The 22,506-nt window shown below is 50.6% G+C and carries 21 protein-coding genes and 2 pseudogenes; 6 read left to right on the top strand and 17 right to left on the bottom strand.

Annotation, left to right across the window (positions count from 1 at the left end):
* Window positions 1-326: 326 nt before the first annotated feature.
* The 5 genes from OGX81_RS03415 to cscK all read right to left on the bottom strand — a co-directional run bounded on the left by OGX81_RS03415 (window position 327) and on the right by cscK (window position 6,819).
* On the bottom strand, window positions 327-1,352 hold the full coding sequence (locus tag OGX81_RS03415) for a LacI family DNA-binding transcriptional regulator (RefSeq protein ID WP_012133762.1): 1,026 nt from the start codon (window positions 1,350-1,352) through the stop codon (window positions 327-329).
* A 28-nt stretch (window positions 1,353-1,380) separates the two neighbouring features.
* A complete protein-coding gene (locus OGX81_RS03410; protein WP_012133763.1) occupies window positions 1,381-2,787 on the bottom strand; it encodes a sucrose-6-phosphate hydrolase in 1,407 nt (468 codons plus the stop codon).
* Window positions 2,787-4,157: a sucrose-specific PTS transporter subunit IIBC gene (locus OGX81_RS03405; RefSeq protein ID WP_012133764.1), complete on the bottom strand. Its 1,371-nt coding sequence runs from the start codon at window positions 4,155-4,157 to the stop codon at window positions 2,787-2,789. The genes OGX81_RS03410 and OGX81_RS03405 overlap by 1 nt, the downstream gene beginning before the upstream one ends.
* A gap of 67 nt (window positions 4,158-4,224) precedes the next feature.
* Window positions 4,225-5,742 carry a carbohydrate porin gene (locus OGX81_RS03400; RefSeq protein ID WP_047458720.1) on the bottom strand — a complete coding sequence of 506 codons (1,518 nt, stop codon included), beginning with the start codon at window positions 5,740-5,742 and terminating at the stop codon, window positions 4,225-4,227.
* Between the two features lie 171 nt (window positions 5,743-5,913).
* Window positions 5,914-6,819, bottom strand: a complete 906-nt coding sequence (gene cscK, locus OGX81_RS03395) for a fructokinase (RefSeq protein ID WP_012133766.1) — start codon at window positions 6,817-6,819, stop codon at window positions 5,914-5,916.
* A gap of 100 nt (window positions 6,820-6,919) precedes the next feature.
* Here cscK and OGX81_RS03390 point away from each other — a divergent pair.
* Window positions 6,920-7,276, top strand: a pseudogene (locus tag OGX81_RS03390) (DUF4113 domain-containing protein); the annotation flags it as partial.
* Between the two features lie 630 nt (window positions 7,277-7,906).
* Here OGX81_RS03390 and OGX81_RS03385 read toward each other — a convergent pair.
* From OGX81_RS03385 to OGX81_RS03330, 12 genes and pseudogenes are all read right to left on the bottom strand, one after another.
* A pseudogene (locus tag OGX81_RS03385) lies at window positions 7,907-8,327 on the bottom strand (tyrosine-type recombinase/integrase); the annotation flags it as partial.
* 54 nt (window positions 8,328-8,381) lie between these two features.
* Complete coding sequence (locus tag OGX81_RS03380) at window positions 8,382-8,723, bottom strand: hypothetical protein (RefSeq protein ID WP_286487528.1); 342 nt, start codon at window positions 8,721-8,723, stop codon at window positions 8,382-8,384.
* A 14-nt stretch (window positions 8,724-8,737) separates the two neighbouring features.
* Complete coding sequence (locus OGX81_RS03375) at window positions 8,738-9,106, bottom strand: TA system toxin CbtA family protein (protein ID WP_121265183.1); 369 nt, start codon at window positions 9,104-9,106, stop codon at window positions 8,738-8,740.
* 20 nt (window positions 9,107-9,126) lie between these two features.
* Entirely contained in the window at window positions 9,127-9,444 is a 318-nt protein-coding gene (locus OGX81_RS03370) for a type IV toxin-antitoxin system YeeU family antitoxin (protein ID WP_275055238.1), read from the bottom strand.
* Between the two features lie 18 nt (window positions 9,445-9,462).
* Entirely contained in the window at window positions 9,463-9,684 is a 222-nt protein-coding gene (locus tag OGX81_RS03365) for a DUF987 domain-containing protein (protein ID WP_023233115.1), read from the bottom strand.
* Window positions 9,685-9,692: 8 nt separating this feature from the next.
* Window positions 9,693-10,169 (bottom strand): JAB domain-containing protein, encoded by a 477-nt coding sequence (locus tag OGX81_RS03360; RefSeq protein WP_114263041.1) that lies wholly within the window; start codon window positions 10,167-10,169, stop codon window positions 9,693-9,695.
* A 15-nt stretch (window positions 10,170-10,184) separates the two neighbouring features.
* The gene (locus tag OGX81_RS03355) at window positions 10,185-10,649 is read right to left on the bottom strand and encodes an antirestriction protein (RefSeq protein ID WP_121265179.1); all 465 of its coding nucleotides are present in this window, start codon (window positions 10,647-10,649) and stop codon (window positions 10,185-10,187) included.
* A 141-nt stretch (window positions 10,650-10,790) separates the two neighbouring features.
* A complete protein-coding gene (locus OGX81_RS03350; RefSeq protein WP_275055239.1) occupies window positions 10,791-13,634 on the bottom strand; it encodes an Ag43/Cah family autotransporter adhesin in 2,844 nt (947 codons plus the stop codon).
* A 72-nt stretch (window positions 13,635-13,706) separates the two neighbouring features.
* Entirely contained in the window at window positions 13,707-14,393 is a 687-nt protein-coding gene (locus OGX81_RS03345) for a WYL domain-containing protein (RefSeq protein ID WP_275055240.1), read from the bottom strand.
* Window positions 14,394-14,618: 225 nt separating this feature from the next.
* On the bottom strand, window positions 14,619-15,446 hold the full coding sequence (locus OGX81_RS03340; protein WP_047738083.1) for a DUF932 domain-containing protein: 828 nt from the start codon (window positions 15,444-15,446) through the stop codon (window positions 14,619-14,621).
* An 89-nt stretch (window positions 15,447-15,535) separates the two neighbouring features.
* A complete protein-coding gene (locus OGX81_RS03335) occupies window positions 15,536-16,399 on the bottom strand; it encodes a GTPase family protein (RefSeq protein ID WP_121265177.1) in 864 nt (287 codons plus the stop codon).
* 90 nt (window positions 16,400-16,489) lie between these two features.
* Window positions 16,490-17,401, bottom strand: coding sequence for a hypothetical protein (locus OGX81_RS03330; RefSeq protein WP_121265176.1), 912 nt, complete (start codon window positions 17,399-17,401; stop codon window positions 16,490-16,492).
* Window positions 17,402-17,794: 393 nt separating this feature from the next.
* On the opposite strand from OGX81_RS03330, the gene OGX81_RS03325 reads away from it, so the two are divergent.
* The 5 genes from OGX81_RS03325 (at window position 17,795) to OGX81_RS03305 (ending at window position 22,503) form a co-directional block, all read left to right on the top strand.
* Window positions 17,795-18,001, top strand: a complete 207-nt coding sequence (locus tag OGX81_RS03325) for a helix-turn-helix transcriptional regulator (protein ID WP_121265174.1) — start codon at window positions 17,795-17,797, stop codon at window positions 17,999-18,001.
* Window positions 18,002-18,383: 382 nt separating this feature from the next.
* A complete protein-coding gene (locus tag OGX81_RS03320) occupies window positions 18,384-18,995 on the top strand; it encodes an inovirus Gp2 family protein (RefSeq protein ID WP_121265172.1) in 612 nt (203 codons plus the stop codon).
* Window positions 18,996-19,299: 304 nt separating this feature from the next.
* On the top strand, window positions 19,300-20,178 hold the full coding sequence (locus OGX81_RS03315; protein ID WP_121265170.1) for a helix-turn-helix transcriptional regulator: 879 nt from the start codon (window positions 19,300-19,302) through the stop codon (window positions 20,176-20,178).
* Between the two features lie 34 nt (window positions 20,179-20,212).
* Entirely contained in the window at window positions 20,213-21,058 is an 846-nt protein-coding gene (locus OGX81_RS03310; RefSeq protein ID WP_047738096.1) for a hypothetical protein, read from the top strand.
* Window positions 21,058-22,503 (top strand): hypothetical protein, encoded by a 1,446-nt coding sequence (locus OGX81_RS03305; protein ID WP_121265166.1) that lies wholly within the window; start codon window positions 21,058-21,060, stop codon window positions 22,501-22,503. The genes OGX81_RS03310 and OGX81_RS03305 overlap by 1 nt, the downstream gene beginning before the upstream one ends.
* Window positions 22,504-22,506: the final 3 nt, after the last annotated feature.

Here is a 22,506-nt window from a genome sequence, read left to right as displayed (position 1 = left end):
AAATTCAAGTAAAATAATTGGTATTGATCCGATGAAAACATGACTGAATGCTGGACTCAACTGGGGGCACAGTTAACTTTATCCGTTTTACCAATATGAATCGCCACGGATACGCAGACTTCTTATCAATATAGGTGCCGAATGGCTTGAATCCTGAATCGCCACGGGTTTAACAGACACCTCAGAGTCGTTTAAGATGGCTTAAAAAGAGGTGCCCATGGACGGTAAGCGTTATCCCGAAGAGTTTAAAATTTGAGTTTCGTGTCTGAAAAAAATACCGTTAGCCAGTGGTTCTCCGATTCTTTTTATTAACGTGTCAGGACAGACTATTGCGTCTGTTTTTCTGTTTTATATCGCCGTTGCAGTGTTGCTTTCAGCTTACGCTGGAGAGGTTCCGGGTTTTCCCCTTCAATCAATTTGCCAATAAGATCAAAGCAGTGCCATGCCAGCTGATGATTATCCTGGCGGATGGTATCGACAGGAATAGTGAGTGAGTCATACAAATAGTGATCGTCAAAGCTGGCCAGCCGCATGTTACTTTGCAGCAGATTGTGCTGGCCCATATAGCGCAGCACCCCTTCCAGCAGCCCGCAGGCGGCGGTGAACAGCGCCTTAGGCGGACGTCCCAGTCGGGCGCAAAGTTCAGCGAACATCTCATAACCGGAACCAGGGTGATAGTTGCCGTGGATGATCCACTCCGGGCGCAGTTCAACGTTGGCTTCACGTAACCCCTGCTTAAACCCCTCCAGACGGTCACGCGTCGGGGAAAGCCGCGGCTGACCGCCGAGGAAGTAGAACTCGTCAGGATGCTGGCGGGCGATATCCGCCACCAGTTCAGCCGTGGGAGTAATCGAATCGGTGATGACCAGCGGCAGAGAGCTGTCGTTCATGTGGCGATCAAATAGAACCACGGGCATCTGCTCGCTCAGTTTCTGGTAATCCGCATCATTCAACATACTGGAGGCGACAATCAACCCGTCCACCTGGCGCGCCACCATGTTATTGACCACTACGGTCTCCTGGCCTGGGTTTTCATCGCTACAGGAAATCAGCAACTGAACGCCCGCCTCCCGGCACAGGGTTTCCAGTTCGTGAGAAAAGACGGCAAAACCGTAGTTGGTGATTTCCGGAACCACCAGACCAATGGTGTGGCTGCGGTTATCACGCAGCGAGCGGGCGTGAATGCTGGGCTGGTAGTGATGCTCTTTTGCAATAGCCAGTACACGATCCCGTGTTTCTTCCGCCACCCGTAGCTCTTTGCTGCGTCCGTTCAGTACCAGGCTGGCAGTGGCTTTTGAGACCCCCGCCAGTTCCGCGATGTCTTTTATTGTGACGCGTTTTGTTTTTCTCACAACGACTTAGATCCGGCTGCCAAAACTCCTATTCTATCATGCAGCGGCGCAGCGACCAGTAGCGTAATGTGATGTCGGACGCACCTTCGAAGCGTACCCGGGCCGGATGGTCAGGAAAATAGCGGCTGCTCATCACCCCTTCGCCATGGTTGATGAAAATTTCAATACTGGAGCTGTCGCACAGAACGCGTAAATGGCTGACGTCGCCCTGCCAGTAGCGGGTCAACATTTCACCGTTTTTCAGACTGGCGCGTTCCAGACGCACACCGTAGTCATCGACCGTGAGACGCAACGCGCCGGCAAAATCGGCATTCACGTACGAAGTGCTCAGTTCAAACTCAAGACGCGTCGCCTCCAGTTCTGGCGCATCGCTGGCGCGGCCCTGCCACTGGTGTTCGGCTTCGCGAAGCTGTTCAAGTTCTCTGGCAGGCGTTTGCCAGAGCCTGCCGTCGCGATACTTCAATTCCCGCGGGCAGGTCATCTGGTGGATCCAGCCGTACGCACATGTGGGCTGAAGCATCTCTTCACCGTCCGGCACGCCCATCCAGCCGATCAGGATGCGTCTTCCGTCTTCCGCCACCGTGGTTTGTGGCGCATAAAACTCAAAACCGGCGTCAAGCTCATGCAGCTCGCCGTGGGCAAACGAAGCCGTTTCATAATCAAATGCCCCGCTCATCCAGACTGACGGATAGGTATTGAGATAGCGATGCGGTTCGCGCGCCAGCCCCTGCGGGCAGCAGATCAACACATGTGTTTCATCAAGCGCAAACAGATCCGGACACTCCCACATATACCCGGAGTCCGTAAGACCGTTCACGCCCTGTCCAGCAATCTCACCGCAGGGCTGCCAGTGGTGTAAATCATCGGATGTGAACAGCAGCACTTTGCCCTGCTTTTGCAGATCCTGCGCACCGAGCACCATGTACCACTGCCCATCATGGCACCACACCTTCGGGTCCCGTACATGCCCGGTGTACCCTTCCGGCAGGGGCAACACTGGCCCCTGCTTGGTAAAACTGCCATCGTCATTTTGCACCGCCAGACACTGCCAGGCGATGCGACCGCCGTCGTCAAACTTGACGTTACCGGTGTAGCACAGGGTCAGCACGCCGTTGTTATCCACGGCGCTGCCGGAGTAACAGCCGTTACGGTCATACTCTTCGTCGGGCATCAGGGCAATTGACTCGTGCTGCCAGTGCACCAGATCCACGGAGCTCCAGTGTCCCCAGCACTTATAGCGATGATCGCAGCCCAGTGGGTTCCATTGATAAAACAGGTGGTAGCGCCCGGCAAACCAGATAAACCCGTTCGGATCGTTCATCAGCCCCGTTACCGGCGCGGGATGCCACTGCGGATAATGGCTGTCCGCCAGTGCACACGGCTGGCCTTGCATTACTGCCTGCAACACGGCAGGCCAGCGGGAAGCTAAAGTCATTATTCAGAGTCCGTCTTATATTTCAGCAGCAGGGAGACGGTGAACGCCACACCGAAAGCAATCACCATGCCGATAATATAGTTAAGCAGCGAGCTGGCCTGTACTATTGCCATGCCCGGAATAGCAGTCAGTCCCACGGCGGTCATGTAGACATGCACCGACACCACCCAAGCACCGCCCGCCGCGCCACCGATCAGCGCCGCGATAAACGGCTTCACGAAGCGCAGGTTGATACCAAAAATCGCCGCTTCGGTGATGCCCAGCATCGCAGAGAACGCCGACGGTAATGTAATGGCTTTGATTTTGGCATCGTTGGTTTTGAACCACACCGCCAGACACGCCCCGCCTTGCGCCACATTCGCCATCGCCCAGATTGGCAGCAGGAAGTTAACGCCTATCGACGGATTCCCCAGCAGTCCGGCCTCGATGGCGTGGAAGCTGTGGTGAATACCGGTAATAACAATTACCGAATACAGACCACCAAACAACAGCCCGGCCAGCCAGCCTGCATGAGCAATCAGGGTACTCAGGATGAAGGAGATACCGTCTCCCAGCGCGCGGCCCGCAGGGCCAATGATCAACAGCGCAATAAAGCCGGAGATAATAACAGTCAGGAACGGGGTCAGGATCAGATCTAACGCATCCGGGATCGCCCGGCGCAGCTGTTTCTCCACTATGCTCATAAACCACACCGCCAGCAGTACCGGGAACACGGTTCCCTGATAGCCAATCATGGCGATTTCAAAACCGAAAAAGTTCATGGTGTGGAAGCCGGACGCCACGCCCCAGGCGTTGGTCAGCGCCGGGTGCGTCAGAATGCCACCCAGCGTCGCCCCCAGATACGGGTTACCGCCAAATTCCCGGGCTGCGGTAAAGCCAATCAGGATCGGCAGAATAATAAACGCCGCCGAGCTGCACATATCCAGCATGATGTAAAGCGCGTTATCCGCATTCACCCAGCCGTAGGTTTTTACCATCCCAAGCAGGCCCATCAGCAAACCGGACGCCACAATGGCAGGAATGATTGGCACGAAGATGTTAGACAGCAGACGAGCAATACGCTGGAACGGGTTCAGCTTACGTGCGGCGATATCTGCAGCTTCGGACTTGCTGGATTCGCTAATCCCCGCAGCCTGAATAAACGCGGCGTAGACCTTGTTAACCACACCGGTACCAAAAATCACCTGCATCTGCCCGGAGTTACGAAAACAGCCTTTCACCCCTTCGACCTTGCCAATGGCCTGCTGATCGGAAAGCGCGTCGTCAATCAGAACCAGACGCAGACGCGTTGCGCAGTGAGCGGCGCTTGCGATGTTCTCTTTGCCTCCGAGCAGCGGGATGAGTTCGCGGGCGATATTATCAAAATCCATATATACCTCTGCCTGACTTCATTTTTATGGTGTTTAAAACGCTCCCGCCACGCAGGAGCGTGAAGGCTTAGAACCAGGTTTCCATCTGAACCCCAAAGTTCCATTCCCCGCCAGCATTGAAGCCGCTGCTGCCAAAGGCGTCATCGCTGGCGTAGTTATCCAGTTTACTGCTCCAGTCCATCCAGGTGGCGAACAGACGCAGCTCCGGACGGCTGAAGAAATCGCCGATCTTGCCTGCTTTTAATGTCGGGGCGAAAGTCAGCTTGTAGAAACTCCCGTTGACCGCATTACGGTCTTTGTAGCCTTCAGGATTCAAATCCATGTACTGATAGCTACCTTCGAACGCCAGGGCGAAATTCTGCGTGACCTCTTTAATCAGACGAGTGTTGAGCGTGACCCATTCATAGCTGTCGCCTTTGACGTAACGGTCTTTACTGCTCTGCGCCAGGACTGCAGGTGCAATATGCCAGCCGCCGCCCAGAGGCGTGACACCATAACTGGCAAAGCGCCAGGTATCAGCTTCAGACAGCAGTGCGCCATCGGAACCAATACTTTTTACTTCCGCACCCAGGCCGTGGCCATACAGCAGCGCCGTTTTGGCAGATCCCTCCCGCAGGCCGTAGAAACTCTTGTTGTGCAGGCCAGCCATAGCGTGAACACCGTTATTCGCCGCATCAGTTTTAATCAGGTCACCGTTGCTGTCTTTACGGTCATCGTTGTCTTTAGCCCGCAGACCACTCACCATCAGTTGGAACGGTCCGGCAAAGTGGTTCATGCTGAGGATGTAGTTCTGAACGTTGTTGTCGATCTCCTCCTCGCTGCCAAAATTGCGCCCATAGACAGAGAAGTTACTGTGCAGCGTGTCGTCCCACTTCACGTCATACACACCGCCGCCCGTACCGGCCAGGAACACCACGTCAGAATCCAGCCAGTGAATGTCAAAGTTATCGCGGTCAAAACGTTTTCCCGCCCAGAAGGTACTGCCTTTCAGCGCACCGGTAAAATCAGGCAAATTGCCCAGTTCAGCAAAGGCCTGGCGAATATTGAGATCACTGCTGTCCGCTGACCAGTCGTTATAGGTTTTCTGCCCGTCGGCCAGCATGGCCTTAAAGCGCGTGGTTGCGCCGTTGTCCAGGGTCTGCTTGTGTTCCACGTTTAGCTCGACGTAGGTATCTGCTTCATTCCCCAGACGCCCAATCGCCCCGCCTGTTTCCCCGGCTGGCGTCAGGTACGGGCCACTTTTGCTGCTCGAGGCTGCGTCGTTCATCAGCAGGCCGGAACGAGCATAGCCGTGAAACTCAAATCCACTACTCTGATCGGCTTTCTTTTCCAGCGCGGTAGTCCGCTGCGCCACCTCCCGGGTGATGGTTTGCGCCTGTTGCTGGGCGGCAACCAACTGCTGCGTTTTTTGTTCTGCTGCTATGGCACGTTTCTCAGCCACCTGTGCGCGGGTTTCTGCGTCCTGAAGACGCTGCTCCAGCGCCGCAAGGCGTGATTCGATACTCGTCATATCCGTCTGGGCAAGAACAGAGGTACTGCCGATCAGCATGCCTATCATCACGGCAATTCTGCGTTTTTTATACATTTTGTCGCATCCTGAAAGAAGTTATTGAATATTGCTAATCAGCTAAACCGGTTTAGGAAAGTGATACTAAACTGATGGATTCTGAATCGGCAATGCTTTTTGCTAAACCGGTTTAACAATTGTGATCAGGGCAACAATTCAGGCCACCGATAGGCAGCCTGCGGAGGGATATTACAGTTCGTGGAGATACGGCAGTGCAGTCATTGCCCCTTTGGCCGTTGTGGCGAGTGCGCCGCAGCGTTGTGCGAGTCCGATTATCGGGGGGAGATGATGGGGAATGGCAGAGCCTGCTGACGCCAGTCCGTAGAGAAGTCCCGCCACGAAGGCATCCCCTGCGCCGGTGGTGTCAACGCATTCCACTGACGTCGCGGGATAGTGGGTCATCGTGCCCTCATGCCAGGTAATCACCCCCTCTTTACCCCGAGTTACCAGCACCAGACTGGCAGGACAGCTTTGCATTAACGCCGTCAGACCGTCCTGTACCTGATGCTCCCCCGTTAAATAGCTCAACTCTTCCACGGAAAGTTTCACCACATCGGCTTTGGTCAATGCCTGCGCAAGGCACTGGCGCAACTCGGCATCATGACGCCAGAGATCGTGGCGGATGTTGGGGTCGAAGCTGACAAAACCACCGGTCTTTCTGATGGTTTCCATTGCCTGAAGTGTAGCGGAACGAGAGGGTTCTGCGCTCAGGGCAATCGAACAGACATGCAGCCACTCCCCAACCTGAAATGGCGGGAGATCATCAGATGTCAGGAACAGATCGGCGCTCGGGCGTACCATAAACGTAAACGAGCGTTCACCCTGTTCGTCCAGATCAACCACCACCGTTGATGTGCGATGCTGCGGGTCCCGCCGCATCCACTGAACGTCGACCTGTTCGTCCGCAAGCATCTTTTGCATAAACCTGCCGAATGGGTCATCACCGACTCTGCCGATAAACGCGCTTTTGCCGCCGAGGCGGGCAATGCCAACCGCGACATTGGCCGGTGCGCCCCCGGGGCATTGCAGTAATCTGCCCTTACCATCCGGCAGAAGATCCACAACCGCGTCGCCAAGCACCCAGATCTTTTCCATGTAATCCTCATAGCTAAATAACGTTAAACCGATTTAGCTATTTAAGCACAAGCCAGGATACTGGGAAATACATGGGTTAGAGATCCCCGGAAAGACCGCTAAGCTGCGAGGAGAACGACAATATTGCCGGCACGTCAAAAAACGTCACTATTTGCAGTCAAAGAGACTTACTACAGCAACGTGGCCAGCGAAAAGTTGCGTCTTCCCACCCACGATACATGTGACATCATCACCGCCGCTGTAAAGGCTCTGGATCGTATCTTTCTTGAGGGCCATTGTTACGCGAAGGCAGGTGTGATGCTGAATGACTTTACCCCTTCTGGCGTTTCTCAGCTTAACCTGTTTGACGAGTTACAACCTCGGAGGGATAGCGCCGGAATGGCAAATGAATAGTGAAATGCTCTCACCATCTTATGCAACAAAATGGTCAGATCTTCCTCGCGCTTACATTTGCTAATTCTGACCACCCGGTATATACGCTGGTTAACCTGCAGGCGGAGTAATCTGCTTCAGCGACTTTGCAGCTTCCTCTTCAGACATATGAAACTGAACGCGATGATACGCAGTGACATCGAGTGCAAACACCTCCGTAGAGACAACCCAAAAAACTGAAAGTAATGACGGTAAAAGGCTGCAAATATTTGGGCATCGGTCATTACGCACAGTTGACACTGGGTAGTACAAAAAAGTCTTAGCTTGAGATATTTTCCTTTTTCCAAACGGACCCCATCATGTGCAATGTCAACACCTGACAGAGTAAATGTCATGAATTTAACTACATGATGAGAGATATAATGAACGGGACAATAACTTTATATCATCATTTATGGCGATGATTGAGTAATGAAATATCCAGGCGGAAAAAGCAAGTGCTTTCAGCGGCTCATTAATATTATGCCGCAGCACCATACTTATATTGAAACCCATCCAAGTGGTGGGGCTGTCATGCGCAATAAATTACCGGCCGACAGAAATATAGGTATTGAGCTTGATATCAATATAGTACAGCGATGGCGTGATGAGGAAGATAACGTATGTGAACGTGTTCACACAGATGCGGTATCGTTCCTTCGGAACTATAAGTTTAAACGATAGCGTAGCGAAAGACTTCACTACAACGCTGGCGAACCTTCTTTGCCTTCTCTGTCGCGCCACGGCTTTCCATTCGACGTAGCACATTCAGTAGAACCTAAAGGCCTCCAGAACGTCAGAAGCATACCCTTCTGACCATCGGCTTCGTTCCGTGCCATTCAAGCGCCACGGCCTGAAACGTGTTGTTGAGCTGCACATCAACCCGCTTTTCTTCTTTCCTGGCAAAATGATGGATCGATACCTTCGGCCAGCTTTTTCTTGGCTTCATCACGTAGTGCCCTGGCTTGTGCAAGGGAGACTGCCGGATAGACACCAAAAGCCATACGCTTCTCTTTTCCATTGAAGCGATATTTCATCCGCCAGTATCGAGAACCAGAGGGAACGACTTCAAGATACAAACCAGCTCCGTCTGCCAGCTTGCAGGCTTTCTCTCTGGATTTAGCGGCATCAACCTGTCGGGCATTTTAGCTTCATTGGGGGCATATCCCTGGACCGAGCACAGAATACCCCCACTTGTGCCCCCAACTGTAACTTGATTCCGGTTGAGTCCAGTTGATAACAGGAGATAAGATACGGGCCAGAAGGCGCAGTATACGGGCTTTGAGTTGATTTCGGTAGACCTGGGAAGAATTTGGAATGATAATAGGAACATAACACATCGCATATTCTCTTTGATAAATACATATATTTTCTTGTTTCATCTTTATAAATGCCCCCTTTTGTGCCCCCACCTTGTTTTTCATGCGACTCGATGAGACTTTCATCGAGTCGTTAATCTCATCAAATTCTTCACGTATCGTGGAAACCTTCACAGATCTCCATCCCCTCACAGCCGTGATCGGCTAAGAACAATATTACTTACCTCCCTGTAAGAACACCGGCTCATCAGCCCGCACGCTTTCCTAGCTTGAAGAATGTCTGTCGTAGTCAAATATGGTGCTTGTATCTGAGAGGTAAATCCATTGCGATCGATACGAACTAACTCATATTTCTCTACCAGAAAGTTAACGGCATTAGCCAGAGTGATACCGGCATCGATATGCTCCTTTATAACGGTTTCATCGCTAAAAGGTGTGTCGCTTAGCATTAGGCCATAGTGCTGCTCAAGCAGACGAGTAAGTAACATTTGCCAGACTGCAACGGGCGACAGACAGGGCTTCGCCGCCCGCGAAATTGTAGCAGGTAGTTTTTTCATGTTTGCTCTCGTGAAATTTGTTAGCGTTGTGTGGGATAAATGGCGATGTATACGTAGCCGCAACTACCCAGGGTATCGGCTTCGCAGGTGAAACCGTTGTGGTACAGGGTGACACAGTGGGCATGGCGGGGATTCATTTCACCAGTGGTCAGCATCGATTCCATCTGGCTGATAAAATGCGGAAATGCCACATCCAGCTTAAGACATTCTGCTTTGCTGAACTTACCGGTGATACTGGCCCGGTCAGCCAGATAATGCAGCCGGTTCCCCTCCTGCACCAGACGGGCTCCCAGGCGTGGAGTGATATTCCGCTGCAGGCCCCAGGTGATGTTACTCATTACAGTTCTCCACTATTGTCAGTTCAGGGTGATACTCATCAGGCAGGCATAAGGCCCGTTGCGGTCCTGGCGGCGTTCGGCGTATACCGCCAGCACGCCGGGAATGTCAGGAACTACCTTACCGGTGTAATGACAGACACTGCCGTGCCACTGGTATCTGCCGGTGCAGTATCGAAAAATGCGGGAGGCCGGATGCTGACGGTAAATCGTCATCGCCCGGCGTTTACTGATAATTTTCATGTAATACCTCAAAGCAGACCGTGTTCAGCGAACGACAATATCTGCGTGCCACCGACGATGAGATGGTCAGGCACACGGATATCAACGAACTGAAGCGCCTGCACCAGACGCTGCGTTATGGTCTTATCTGCCTGGCTGGGAGTGGTGTCGCCGGAAGGGTGGTTATGCGCCAGTATCACTGCTGCCGCATTGAAGTACAGGGCGCGTTTGACCACTTCCCGGGGATGAACCTCGGTGCGGTTAATCGTGCCACTAAAGAGCGTCTCATGAGCGATAAGCTGGTTCTGATTATCCAGATACAGCACCCGGAACTCTTCCCGCTCAAGTGCGGCCATATGCAGTCGCAACCACTCCCGAACGGCATGAGTGGAGGTGAAGGCTACCCCAGGCTCATGCAGGTGCCGCTCCAGAGCCCTGAGCGCCCGCTGAATGAGACGCCGGTCCTGTGGCGTCATCTCGCCGGGTAAAAAGGAAAGCTGTTTCATCCGTTGTTCCTCCTTTCAGTCGATGATACGCAGAATGGCGTGAGCTTCGGGATGCTGCAGGGCATAGTCCCGCAGGCGATAATAGTGTGCGGTCATTGCGTCACATTCTGTACGACAGGCGTGATGGCTGTATTCAATCAGGCAGATAGCAATACCTGCGGCTTCTGCGCTCATTTGCGCACCATTACCGTTCATGCTGTTGAAAAGATGCCATTTATCGTCACTGTCAGCATCAGGAGCCATAAACGCGCCGCCATTGCTGAGCGTGTAAAAGGACCAGATACCACCGCTGTACTCATCACAGAAGCGGTCCATCCAGGCGAAAATGCGGGGCTTCAGGATTATCCACTGCGGAATGGAACCAAAGTGTGTCGGCCAGAATGAGAGCCGCTGACGATCGGGCACAACAGAGGCGGTAATACCTGTCGCTGGCGATTGTTCCTGAAAGGGCGTAACGCTATTGCTATTGAATGCGTTCATGATGTTTCTCCGAAATAAAAAGCCAGCGACTGTGTGCTGGCGTGAAGTCGATTACATAACGTTAAAAACAAAAAGCCCCTGCTGCATAAGCAACAGGGGCCGGATGAGAGTGGTTATCTCTGTTTTAGTGGGGCTGTGCTATCAGAAGGCGACTTTCAGCGTGGCCTGCCCGTTGTAACCGTCAGCGCTGTTACCGCTGACACTACGGGTATAGCCGCCCTGAATACCCAGCGTCACGTTCTGGCGGATAAGTGCATCGATACCCGCCTGGAGATCAACCGCTGTGCCATCCTGAGACGGGGTAAAGGTAACATTGCTTCCCGCCGTGGCCGTTCCCATGCTCAAATCACCATCTGAGCTGAAGGTACGAATAACAGACGGACGCGCCCACCAGTTCACCGGCAGTTCGCTTACGCTGCGTTTCGTGCTGTCGCCAAAACCTGCCTGTGTGGAAGTACCGTTACCGAAGGCCATCTCTGACTGGCTGCCGAAGCGAACACCGGCACGAATATGCTGTACGCTACCGTCACCGAGGTTCACGTAGCCGCCATTGTCATAGCCGTTATTCAGGGACAGCCCCTGCCAGACATACTGAAGCTGCGGCTCCAGTATCAGGCCACTGGTCACACTGAACGACAGGCCCGTTTCCAGCGAGCCCAGCCAGCCCCAGCCGTGGGTAGCGAAACTGTCTGCATCAGACGTCGCTTTCAGGTTATGACGGGAGCCCTGAGCCACCACATCCGCCCACAGGCCGCTGGCGGCATGCACGGCGGTCAGGTAACCGCCCAGGCTGTACACATCGTCACGGGCAGTCCCGGCGCGGGAGCGGTCATCGTCTTTTACATCAACAGAAGAATGTCCTGCTGCACCGTACACACCGGCTTTCAGTGATGGCGTACTCAACATGTCACCACCCAGCTGTACGAAGCCGTAGCTGCCGCTGCTTTCCGGTGTCGCACCCTGTGCAATTCCGCCGTTATTATCATGTCCCATGTGACCGCCCTGGATGCGTCCCCAGACTCCGCTGTCACCTTTGACCGCGCTGCGCTGGTTGTAACTGCCTGCCAGTGCGCGGTCATAGTCCATGCTCTGCGCAAACAGCGAAGCATAAAGAGCAACTTCAGCACGATAGCCAGCTTCGCTGGTCAGATACCAGTTTTCATCCGCAGCACCGTGGTTCAGGATGTAGTTATACGCACCAGCCTGCAGTTTGCTGCCAAGTGCAAAGGCCCCGGCATCCGTCGTGGCACCGTTAATCGCATCCACTACTTTGATGCCGTTCCCCGTGGTGGCGAGGCCCAGCCCGGCATCACCGGCATTGGTGAAATTCAGCCAGGTTTTACCCGTTGCCTGCCCACCATCAATAACCAGCATATCAGCCGGGAAGTCTGGGTTAGCCAGATTAATGCTCATGTTAATGGTGCCCCCCTGGCCGACAATGTTTGTCGTGGTGAGCTTGCGGGGAGTAAAGGTAATATCAGAGGAAGCAGCAAACAGGCGAGTTCTGGCGGCATCGCTTTGCTCAGGCGCGAAGGTTATCGTACCGGCATTTTCAATGGTGCCGGTACTGATGACATCCCCCGTAATCGTCAGGTTTGCATGCTCAGCCAGGCTGGTGGTTCCGGCCAGCCCACCGCCATTTCTCACACTCAGCTCGCCGCCGCTGCCAACGGCTGTATTTTCCGCTATCGCACCGGATTTAACGCTAAAGTGACCGCCGTTTTCCAACCAGAGCCCACTGGCTTTGCCAGATGCAGCATCAATACTGAATTCACCATGCGCGTTTGTACCGCTGACCGTTGAACCGCTGTCGGCAATCAGGGCACCGCCCTCATTTATAGTCACGTTTGTCGCCGTTCCGCCGTTGTTAACCGCCAGCACACCGCCCTTATCGACCATTGTTGTGTCTGCGGCATTGTCAGTGAGGACATCCAGTCGCCCCCCATTTTCCAGCACCACATTGCTTGCGTTACCGGAAACCGAATCAACACTGAAGCTGCCTAGCCGGTTGGTGCCGGACACATCCGCAGCCGTATTTGTCACCAGTGCGCCACCGGCATTGATAATGACATCTGAGGCTTTGCCACCCGCCACCACGCTGAGTCTGCCGCTGTTATTGACCGTGGTATCGCTGACCTGAGCGCCGTCCTTAACTACCTGCCAGCCACCGTTGTTGATGACGGTATCCGTTGCTGCCGCACCGGAATGAACGTACTGATAGCCGCCATTTAGCGTGGTATTTTCTGCACTGCCATGAACGCTCTGGTCACCGCCAGCATTCACCGTCGTAGCGACGACGGTCCCTTGCTCGAAAACGACCTGGCGGCCATTTTCATTGATGGTTGTATTTGTTGCGGTACCAGAAACAAACATCCCGTCGCTGTTTTCCGAATCCGGACCACCCTGTGCGCCGGTATTCACAACGGTGCCAATTGCCTGAGCCCCCCCTTTAACTACCATGTAGCCGCCTTCATTAATGACGGTACCGCTGGCAATCCCGCCGGAATGTACCCATTGCTCGCCACCGTTCAGTACCGTACCGGAAGACTGACCGTGTACGCTCTGACCACCACCGGTATTTATCGTTGTATCGCTGGCACTGCCGCCTGCAAGCACCGCCTGAAGACCGTTACTGTTTATGGTGGTGTGGTTTGCTACGCCACCATCCTGTACGAACTGGCCGCCCTGATTGTTATCTTCATCATCGCTGCCGTACTCAAGCCCAGTGTTAATGGTGGTGTTATTCGCCTGCCCGTAAACCAGCTGTGTGTCGTTATTGCTGATAACCACCCCGTCAGTCGTCTCCCCGACAGGTACAGAGGTCTCTGCCGCCAGTGCTGTACCAGAGGTCAGTCCGGCAACGGCTAGTGCGAGTACTGCGCCAGTACGCTTTCCTTTTGCTTTTGCCAGTTCTGAAACAACCACAAATGCGCCAAGAACTTCGTTCCAGACCAGCCGATAGCTGGTATTCAGATTTCGCTTCATCGTATTAACCTTGTTGTGTGTAAATAAAAAAGCCAGCATCCACTCTCCGTGGATGCTGGCTGGTGAAAAACTTCAGGGTGAGGTAAATGCATTCAGCGACTGCTGGATGCAGCGGAAATGCGGCAGAGCCCGGGCAAAACCGGTATTCTCTGCCATCCGCCAGAGCCTCTCGTTACGTCTGAATATCTCCGTTGTGGGCTGTACCACATGGATTTCATTCAGGGTGAAAACAGCCGGACGCTCCTGATATTCAGCGATCAGATACCAGTGACCTTCCTGCATCATCAGCCGATACGGTGCCAGCCGTTCGCAACGCTGTCCGTCAGCGAGCAGCGTGACGCGATAGCAGGCGGTAATGGCTTTGACCAGACGATAGAATGACAGTGACGCTGACGGGCTGGTTATACCCATAGCTTCACCCGCCAGACAGGGCGCGTCGTTGCAGTTCAGCAGCAGGCTGACCAGTCGACGGTCCAGCCCCGGAAACAGATCGGCTACACCTGTACGGTGAGCGAAGGTCAGCACATCCAGCTCGGCCTGCGCACCACTCACGCCCGTCCGCAGGCGGTAACAACCGTTGCTACATTCAAGATCCAGATACATTAGCCGTTCGCGAAAATCGCGGTACAGAGTACGTGCAGATACACCAAACTCTGCGGTCAGCCTGCGCATATCCAGCGTTTCGCCTGCGACAAGACGACTGATAATCAGCGACAGCCTGATCGCCAGCCTGTCGTGGCGGCGCTCTGTCTGTGTCATTATCATTTCTCCATACGAGTTAACTGACTGAAAGGGTTATGATTCTAAAGAAGGGGTCTGACAGGGTATGTCCGGGGCAATAACTATTTTTCGATGGACAGGAAGCCACTGCTCACTGGGTAAGCCGTTTTTTTGTTCAATTAATCAGCAATACAAGAAGAGGTGAATTGACAGGGCATGTCATTCTTTAACGAGGCATTAACTTTTCAGATGCAGAATCTGAAGTTAAACAGACTGAAACTGTGACAACATCGTTTCCGCCATCACCCACAGCGCACGGTTGAGTTTTACGTCCCCGTCAATGCCACGCACCGCACGGGTATGCGTTCGTCCGCCTTTAGCATTGCGTCCACTAAGCCCGCCCTTAATCAGGTTTTCCTGTACACGCTGATAAGTGGTCCACAGATCATTGCTCTCATCCTGCCAGCGGCGTGGGGAGAGTATCTGCGATTCAGTAACAGGCTGGTGGTCCTCACCAAAGCGATACGTAAGCGCTGCTTTCGCAAGTGCCTGCTGCGCAGGTGGCGGTAGCATCAGAGACTGCATGGCATCGCGTTTCTCTTCCACCCGGTCAAAAATCCCAAGCACTTCATAAGCCCCTTCAATCACCTGACTCACCACATCACCTTTATGTGGTACCCGCACCTCACCAAACGATTCACCGCAGACAAGCCCGTTCTGACACACCGCACGAAATAATCCCGGCAGCATTTGATACGAACTGGTGCCATCATGAGAGTTAAGCAGAATGATTTCCGGCACCTGTTTACCTGTAATTTGCCCCTCCCGCCGCAGGCGAAGCATGTGCCTGGTGTGTTCCCGACGCCCCGGGTCACGCACGCGGGTCTGACAGGCAAAGAATGGCTGAAAGCCTTCGCGCTGCAGGCTGTCCAGCAGGGAGATGGTTGGAATATAGGTATAACGTTCGCTGCGGGATTCGTGTTTGTCCTGGCTGAAAACGCTGGGCACCACACGAAACAGTTCTTCGCGGGTTAACGGACGGTCACGACGGATAAGATTTGCTGCGCCAAAGCGCGAAGCCAGACGGGTCATAAACAGGCTCCTCATAATGGAAAACAATAATAGAAAGCCCTGCCGCACAGGCGACAGGGCTCATGGAATAACAGGTTGGAATTAAACGCTCAGAAGAAGAAATCCCAGACAGCACGGGCCACTGATACCACGGTGGTGCGCATGGCCTGAATGATGGTCCGCACCGGAGTCGGTATCAGCGGGAAAGTACTCACCGTATCCAGCACCGCACCGATAGTTTCACCAAAATCAACGCGCGCTTTTTCCTGGACTACTGTTGTGCGAAAGGGAGACTGCAATTGCGCTACCACCGGGCTGCTGGCCACGCTCGGCAGGCAACGAATCATTCTCTCCGCCATTGTTCGTAATCCCCACTTAGCCCGGACCGATACGGCACATACAGGATGAACAGGCTGGAACAATTCATGCAGCAGGCAAATTTTATGGCTAATGTTTTGCTTCTGCTCTGTGGATAAGTAACCGCCACCGCTAGTGGGTTCGGTCTTGTCCGACTGACTAATAACAAACAGCACCTTATGCCGGTACGACTCACCAATTATCTGATGATAAAAATGCTCATCCACCGCCAGCGCCCGATCATCGGCCTTGATCAGCCACAGCACCAGGTCGAGCCGGGGAAGCTGATCACGGTACAGCCCGGCATACTCGCTATCGCGTGCACTACTTTCCCCTACGCCGGGCAGGTCTACCAACGTCATAACGCGCTCGCCAACCTGAAGGCGAAAGCGCAGAGGTTCCCGGGTACAGGCTACCACATCGCTGACAGGCGATACCTCACCAGCAAACAGGGCATTGCAAAGGCTACTTTTGCCTGCTCCCGTTTTACCCATAATACCTATAACCGGTTCATACTCAGTTATCTGTCTTATTTGTTGCAATAAATGCTCAGTAACCCATTCAGGTAATCCAGATACCGGCTTTAGCAAAGAAGAATAACCGTATTTATTTTTCATAACACCACCCTCTTATTGATAATAAAAAGGCAGCTTACACGGCTGCCTTTTTGAATCCTTCATGGGGATGATATATATCCAAAAAAACATTCAGCGTGGATTCAATTTTTGCCTCCATGCCAGATGAATAGCATATTCAATAACTCTGGCATTTGAGATCCCTTCTCTCACAGATATATCACGAAGCTTATCATGAGTCTCCTGAGAAATGATCACGTTAAGGGCTTTATTTTTATCTGCACGCTTCTTCTCTCGACTTTTCTGTGTGCTCAATGCACTTTTAAATTTTCTTATGAATAGTTCTCTTTCTGCTTCAGTCCTAAAAAAATCCTCACGCCAGATAAAATATGATGCATAACAGTATGCGATTTTTTCTTCTGTTCCTTCAGCATGCCGATACCTTTGCAAGGTAACATTATTTTCCTGCAAATAATTCAGCAACCAGTCAATGGTTACCCCTGCTTTCCCATTAACATCAGAAAATAAATTTTTCTTTGTGATTAATTCATTCCACTCATTATGTAATTTTAGAATATATTGCCTGGTATTGCCTTCAGAAATACTTTTTACAACTTTATCTTTGATAAGCCGCACCCGAAGATTATGGACCGGTGGAATATCGAATCCTAAAGTGAATGGTTCATTTAACAGAGAATTTCCTACCTGAATAGGGAAAGTGTTTGTATAGGGTGCATAACCCGAGGTAACGTGATCTTGATCTGTTTTACAAAGTAACCAATAACTAGCCCTGGAGTCTGTGGTGAACCATTCAAGCTCATCTTCACATGGAATCTCTTTTTTAGCTTCAACCCGGGTGTTATTGATAAAAGTATCTACTTCTCTTTCGGAACCTTTATTCCCACTCAATAATAAATTGCGCACTCTCTTTTCATAGTTTGCAAGATTTGCTTCGGACGACTCAGGAGGAATATCAACCTCGAATTTCTTTAATTTAAAGTACAAAAATAAAATGAGATTCCTTTCATCATAAAATGAAACCACCACCACCCCCTTGTCACTACGTGATTATAGGTACAAAAATACCCATTTTTGCACATTAACTCAATGAGTTATTGTTGATAACGTGTATACGGTCACGAAAATTTGGCTTCTTGAGGATTGGGGGATAGCAGAAGGGAAGAAGTAAAAGAACTGTTTGGGTACTGGATTACAAAGGGATATAAAACTCTAAGCGCAAATATAAACAGATTGAAATAGCCATTACGAATTATAAAAAACCTTACTGCTTTATATGCATGAAGTGGGATATTTCAATTTCCAGAATCACTTAAAAGGCTCATTATAATTTTTACATAACAACCGGTTGTTATGCCAGAACGCAAACTCAATTCCAAATTGAGCTCTACCACACTAATAACAACCGGAGAATCTAATATGACAACTGAAACACTATTAACTGAAGACAAATTAGTTGACATGTTATTTATCACCACCCTAACTGGATTAACTGATAAGTGGTTTTATAAATTAATTAAAGATGGTGAATTTCCAAAACCTATTAAGCTAGGGAGAAGTTCTCGCTGGTTACAGAGTGAAGTTGAAAATTGGTTAAGAGAACGAGTTAAAGCATCGCGAATCTGAAATGAAATTACGCCCACACCCCAACAATTTAAATATCGGACTGCATATTTACATCATAAACATCATTATATAACCCACATGTTAACTTCGGAGTAAAAATAAATGACCACCAGCTAATAAAACCACATCTTGCATGACACACATTAAAATTAACGCCCCGGATTGGTAATATATACAACAATATACAACGCATCCAACCATCAACACACTCATCCATTGCAAGTATATAAAAGACAACAGTCAATACACTCTGCACATATACACAACCCCACAAATCAAACTAACAAACATTCAAATCAAAACCATAAATCACCATTTAATTACCTCGTCAACCCAAGGTAAGGAATCACCCTAGATACTATACAGACAACAGGAATTTATGATGCTTAACGATATTTATCTTGATCAACGTCATTCCCCATTCAATACAATGTATCTGCAACGGATGCTTAGCGTAATTAATAACGCTACAGCACAATATCCACGAACAATGGCTGTTCGTGTAGACCTACGACTTCCTGATAACCATGATGAATGTAAGGCTGGTCTTATCTCTCGATTTATAGAATCACTAAATGCAAAGATTGAAGCACGATATCGAAGCAAACAAAAGCAGGGTGTTCGATGCTACCCATGTCATTTACGTTACGCCTGGGTCCGGGAGGTTGGAGAAGTAAACAAGAAGTCTCATTACCACATGGTACTCTTTGTGAATAAAGATACTTTCAACGGGTTAGGGGCGTACAGTGAAAATGGAACTGGATTAGCCAGCCTGATACAGGCAGCCTGGCTGAGTGCTTTACAGTTGAGCCCTCCCCCCGGATATCGAACGCTGGTACATATCCCGGACAACCCATTGTATTACCTGGACGTCAACGATTTAGACTACAAAACGGTTTACGATAAACTCACTTTCAGGCTGAGTTATTTTGCGAAGGAGCGCACCAAGTCATACAGCCGGAATGAACGCTCATTTGGCTGCAGCCAGTCCTGAGGCAAAACAAACTAGCTCTACAAAAATTTTTAAGCCTGGCTCTAATCGACTGAATCTCAGCATACTCCGCTTTTGAAGCCTTGACACGTCAGTTGTTCTTTCACCTCTGAGTGGCTGCTCGCGACTGTCTGCAGGAGACTGATTATGTTATTGACCGCAAAAGCCATTAACTGACTTTTCGACTTAATCTCCTTAAGTTATGTGAGAAATTTGCCGATATGAAAACATGATCCCCCAGTCGCTACTGACATGCCCTGTCAGTAGCGACTGGTAATCTCAAGGAAAAATTACAAGGAGAACGCGCATGAGCGGGCATGAGGTAATGGTACAAAGAATAACCGCTATTATTGCAGAACTTTACCAGTACGGTTTTGTATCACGTAAGAAGATGATGGACGAATTCAACATCAGTGAGCGTACTTTGTATCGTGATCTTAATCGTCTGGGCGACAGAATCGTCCCCGATGGTGATGGTATTTACAGGCTGGCTCCCGCTTACGCTAAACCTCAGGCTCTAAAAGAACAACAAAATCTCATCAATGCCCTGGGGATGGCAGAGTTATTCCCTGTAAAAAAAATCTTCTCCCAGCCTGACATGACTTCACTGATCATCAGATCGCTGCCCGGAGATCCAGAAGCGAAACGCGTACTTGAGAATAACTATAGTGTGTTCGATAAAGCGATTCGTGAAAATAGCCTTTGTGAATTTCATTATAAAGGGAAACATCGGACCGTCGCGCCTTATAAGCTTATTAACATAAAGAGCGTCTGGTATCTCGGTGCGGTAGAGAATGAAAAGGTTAAAGGATTCCAGCTCACCAAAATTCATTGGCTGAAATTTAAATCAGAGCACTTCACACCACAACCCCATATCACACAATACTTTGCTGAAGAAGATGATGTCTGGTTTTCTTTGGATAAGCAGATTGTACTCCTTAAAATTTCAGCCGACGTAAGCCATTTTTTTAAACGTCGAAATGTTCTGCCTGCCCAAAAGTTAATTCGTCAGGAACCTAATGGCGACTTGATCGTGCAAACCAAAATGGCACACGAAAACCAGCTATTTCCATTATTACGTTATTGGTTACCAAACCTCACTATTATTTCCCCGATTAGCCTACAACAACGTTTTTATCAGAAGCTCAACCAGCAGATAATAGAAATGAAAAACCCATTGCAGTGAAATTATTTTTGACAACATACAGCAGGAGTAAAAAATGTTACGTGGTTCAGAAAGAAAAGAAGCATTAGCCAGTCTCAAAAGTGCAACTAACCGTTATGAAGTACAGGCTAAAGACACCCAGGATGAGATCACTGCCCTCTTTCTGTTACGCCAGAAATGCAGTAAGGACCTGATTGCCCGTGGTGAAAATTTTGTTAATCGACTGGCGAATACACCGAAAGAGTTTGATAAATCCTGGAGCGAATTGAAAGCGGAAATCGCTGAATTTGATAACGTGGTGGAAAAACTGGAAGAAGAATACCGCGCATCACATATTGGTAAAGGAACGGCTGCTGCGGGGGTTGCCGTTGGGGCGGGGGTCGCCGCATTTGCCCCTACGGCTGCGCTGGCGGTCGCAACAACTTTTGGTACAGCATCCACGGGTACCGCTATTGCTACGTTAAGCGGAGCTGCCGCAACAAATGCAGCCCTGGCATGGCTCGGCGGCGGCGCACTGGCTGCGGGTGGCGGTGGCATGTCAGCAGGAAGCGCACTACTGGCTCTGGCGGGTCCAATAGGCTGGGGGATTGGTGCTGTAGGCATCGCTGGCGGAACCCTACTAGCCCGTCGCAAAAACGGTAAAATCATTGATGAGGCACAACAGGAAGAGCGCCAGGTTCGCGCAAAAACCAGCGAACTTCGCGTGATGGAACGTGGTGCGCAAGAACTCAAGATGCTCACATCCGAGCACTATCATGGTACTGAAAGCATTATTGATGTGCTGGAAAAGGCTGCGCCTCAAGACTATTGCCAGTTTAATACCCATCAGAAAGATCAATTAGGGGCATTGATTAACCATATCAATGCATTATCAAAACTGATCAACAAGAAAATCCAGTAATGAGCATTAACCATAATACAGTTGGCGACCAGCTTATCGGCAGCGCGGTTAACGCCATTAATCAGACCCGCATTGATAGTGAACTGTTAAAACTATCGCAGCAGGAGCGTGCATTTGAGTTGGCTGGCGAACAAATGCAAAAGGTGCGTGATTTCATCGCGTCACCGGGTAACATCCTGGGCTCAATGAGCACCAAACACGGTGAAATTGCTGAGCAGGTAGAAGTTGGCGTGCGCAATGCTCGCCAGGCAATAGAAGAAAGGGTTCAGGATGCCTCTGATCTTAGCGCCACGTTTGACGGAGTGGGTCGAACCGCTCCGGCGGATTATATGATAGATGGCGTTGACGTGCAGTCAAAGTTTATCAACGGAGTTAATAATAACCTGAACCATGTCCTTCAGCACATGGAAACCTATCCCAATTTTACCCAGGGAGAATCCTTTTACCATATCCCCAAAGACTCCTGGCAAACGATTCAGAATGTTATTGATGGGAAGCCGGTGGAGGGCTTGAGCGAAAAAACAATACAGGCTATCAGGGATAAAGTTGCAGAAATTGAAAGTACAACGGGAAGATCCTTTAATGATGTCGTGCGTCCTGGAGTTTCTGATTACAAAGATGTTCAGTGGGGAAAAATTGACGAAACGCTTGATAAACATGATCAGGAATTAGCGGAACAGAACGAGGCAAAAAAAGCAGAAATTATTGACAATCACCAACCCTCCCTAAGTGAAGGCATGCGTGCAACCGCAATGGGAGCCGCTTTCGGTGGAACCTTTGCTCTTGTAACAGGTATATATAGCAAATACCGTGATGGTAAAAATATATTTCGTGGAGATTTCAACAGACAGGACTGGCAGGATGTCGGCTTAGATACATTGAAAGGTGCCGCTATTGGCGGTGTATCCGCCGGAGCAATTTATACCCTGACCAATTATGCCTCTCTGGGAGCACCGTTCGCCAGCGCGCTGGTCACTGCCGCTAAAGGTGTAAGCAATCTTGCTCTCTCCTATCAGCGCGGTGAGATTAATGCTGATGAATTTACCGATCTTGGCCTTATCATCTGCGCGGAATCGGCCATCGTTGGCGCAATGTCTGTCGCAGGTCAGGCAATCATCCCTGTGCCTGTTTTGGGGGCATTGGTTGGTTCTATCTCAGGGAAGTTTATGGTTACCGTAGCTAAAAATCTGGACAGTAAAGCACGCCAATTGCTGGCGAAAAAAATGGAGCAATTTACATGTCGCTTAAGTGAGATTGAGCAGAAAGCACTCAACCGAATTTTGAACGAGTTCGCGGCGCTGGGTGAGCTTACCGCAGCTGCATTTAGCGTGGAAAACAATCGCCGGTTGCTGGAAGCAAGCATCACGCTTGCCCAGGCCCACGGTGTTGAAGAGGTGAAGATAATCAAAAATGCGGATGATCTTGACACATTTATGATGGCGTAGCAC

Source organism: Citrobacter sp. CK206 (assembly GCF_030333125.1).
GTDB lineage: Bacteria > Pseudomonadota > Gammaproteobacteria > Enterobacterales > Enterobacteriaceae > Citrobacter_B > Citrobacter_B koseri.
The sequence above is the reverse complement of the archived record's forward strand: the minus strand, read 5'-3'. Positions and strand labels throughout refer to the sequence as shown.